Source organism: Burkholderia sp. HAN2018, from assembly GCF_024704855.1.
Classification (GTDB): domain Bacteria; phylum Pseudomonadota; class Gammaproteobacteria; order Burkholderiales; family Burkholderiaceae; genus Burkholderia; species Burkholderia cepacia.
The window spans coordinates 1-716 of the sequence record NZ_QOBB01000542.1 but is presented as its reverse complement, the minus strand read 5'-3'; the positions used below and the strand labels follow the sequence as shown (position 1 = coordinate 716).

The 716-nt window shown below is 74.4% G+C and carries 1 protein-coding gene; it reads right to left on the bottom strand.

Features of this window, described 5'->3' with window-relative positions; all coding sequences use genetic code 11:
- Window positions 1–716 (bottom strand): MFS transporter (locus DPV74_RS41670; RefSeq protein WP_119339303.1); only part of this gene is annotated, 716 nt, incomplete at both ends.

The window sequence follows — 716 nt, the reverse complement described above, 5'->3', positions numbered from 1 at the left end:
GCGCGATCGCCGCCGGCCCCGCGCCGCCGCGCAGCGCGACGTCCAGCCACACCAGCCCGGCCGCCGCGATCAGCAGCCCGAGCCCCGAGATCACGCCGGCCGTCAGCCAGCGCGTGAGCGTCGCCGCGACCAGCGGCACGACCAGCATCGGCGCGGAAATCGCGAGCATCAGCCAGCCGGCGTCGATCTCGCTGAAGCCGTCGATGCCGATGAAGCGCAGCGGCAGCACGACGAGCAGCACGATGTAGCAGCAGCAGGTCGACACCGGCAGCACCTGCACGCCGACGAAGCGCGCGATCCGGAACAGCGACAGGTCGAGCATCGGCCGCGCGACCCGCGTCTCGATCGCCACGAACGCGCAGGCGCCGAGCGCCGCGCCGGCCAGCAGCGCGATCACGAGCGCGTTCGACCATCCGCGTGCGGGGGCTTCGATCACGCCGAACGTGAACAGCGTCAGCGCGGCGGTGAACGCGGCCGTGCCGGGCCAGTCGAGCCCCGTCGCGTGCGGGTCGCGCGACTCGTGCATGCGCGGCAGCCCGAAGCCGAGCGACAGCCCGCCGGCCACCGCGCTCGTCACGAAGATCGTGCGCCAGCCGCCGTGCCCGATCAGCGCGCCGGCCAGCACGGGCCCGAACGCGAGCCCGATGCCGAAGGTCGTGCCGAGCAGGCTGAATGCGCGCGTGCGCGCCGCGCCGTCGAACTCCTGCGCGAGCGCG